The organism is Komagataeibacter xylinus NBRC 15237, assembly GCF_001571345.1.
GTDB lineage: Bacteria > Pseudomonadota > Alphaproteobacteria > Acetobacterales > Acetobacteraceae > Komagataeibacter > Komagataeibacter xylinus.
On the sequence record NZ_BCTP01000121.1, the window covers coordinates 1 to 1,406 of the forward strand.

Sequence of the window (1,406 nt, forward strand, 5' to 3'; positions counted from 1 at the left end):
GTAACCGGCCGCTTAAGGCCGCCGTTGATCATGCGGCCTGTTTGTGAAGATCTGTCACGGGTTTCCAGTTCCATGGCAACAGTTCATGGAGCCGGTTGATTTTGTGCTCGTTGATACGGGCCAGGACGTCGGCGAGGTAATCGTGCGGATTGAGGCCTGAGAGTTTTGCGCTTTCGATGAGGGTCATGGCGTCAGCGATGTTGTCCCCACCGGCATCGGAACCGGCAAAGAGATAGTTTTTTCGGCCGACGCATACGGGCCGTATGGCCCGTTCGGCAGGATTATTGTCAATGGCGACACGACCATCTTCCACAAACAGGGTAAAGGCGGCCCACCGGTTGAGCGCATAGCGGATCGCTTTTGCCAGTTCTCCCTTCCCGGGGATGCGGGTGAGCTGTGCTTCGCACCAGGCATGGAACGCTATAACGCGGGGGCGGCTTTTTTCCTGTCGGACAGCCAGACGGTGCCTGGCGGGATGCCCGGTGATCTGCCGCTCGATATCGTAGAGCTCTCCGATCCGCTCAAGCGCTTCCCTTGCAATTGTCGAGCCGCTGCCTTTCCAGACATCATGGAATGCCCGGCGTAGATGAGCCCAGCAGGCCGCTTCGCGCACACGCACGGTTCCCGTTGCATCGGGTTTATACAGGTCCCTGAACCCGGCGTAGGCGTCAGCCTGCAGAATACCACGGAACTGTGCCAGATGGGTCTGGGGATTGATCCCCTTGCGATCGGGAGAGAACCAGTAGGCAACGGCGGGTGGATCACTCCCGCCCCATGGGCGGGGATCGCGCAGATAGGTCCAGATCCGCCCTTCCTTCACGCCCCGCGGTTTGCCAGCCTGACGCAGGCGGGGATCAAGAACCTGGATGGGCGTATCATCGGCATGAAGCAGCTCTGCCCCCACGACCTCCTGACGGATCATATCTGTCAGGGGCCGCAGGACTGCAACGGCCTGACCACACCAGTCGATCAGGGTTGAACGAGGGATTTCGACACCCTGACGGGCAAAGATCTCGTTCTGACGATAAAGCGGGATATGGTCATCGAATTTCGAGACCAGAATATGGGCCAGGAGCCCGGGGCCAGCCATGCCCCGTGGGACAGGGCGCGATGGCGCTTCAGGCTGCACCATTGTTTCGCAATGACGGCAGGATTTCTTCAGCCGTGCCGTTTCGACGACTTTCAGTTTTGCCGCGATGAATTCAAGGATTTCGGTGACATCTTCGCCGACGAGGCGCAAGGGACTGCCACAGGCGGAACAGGCTTCGCCCGGGTCGAGCACAATGCGCTCCCGTGGAGTGGCGTCCGGGACCCTGGGCCTGCCGCGCCGTCTTTGGGGAGAGACCACGGCGTCGCCGTTATCGTGCTCCTCACTTTCGGGAGACGGATCCGCCGCTGCAATCGCG

Annotated in this window: 1 protein-coding gene; it reads right to left on the bottom strand. The window is 60.6% G+C overall.

Annotated elements, in window-relative coordinates:
* Positions 1-28 precede the first annotated feature (28 nt).
* The coding region (gene tnpC, locus GXY01S_RS16665; protein ID WP_061276884.1) for an IS66 family transposase at positions 29-1,406 on the bottom strand (1,378 nt) is incomplete at its 5' end.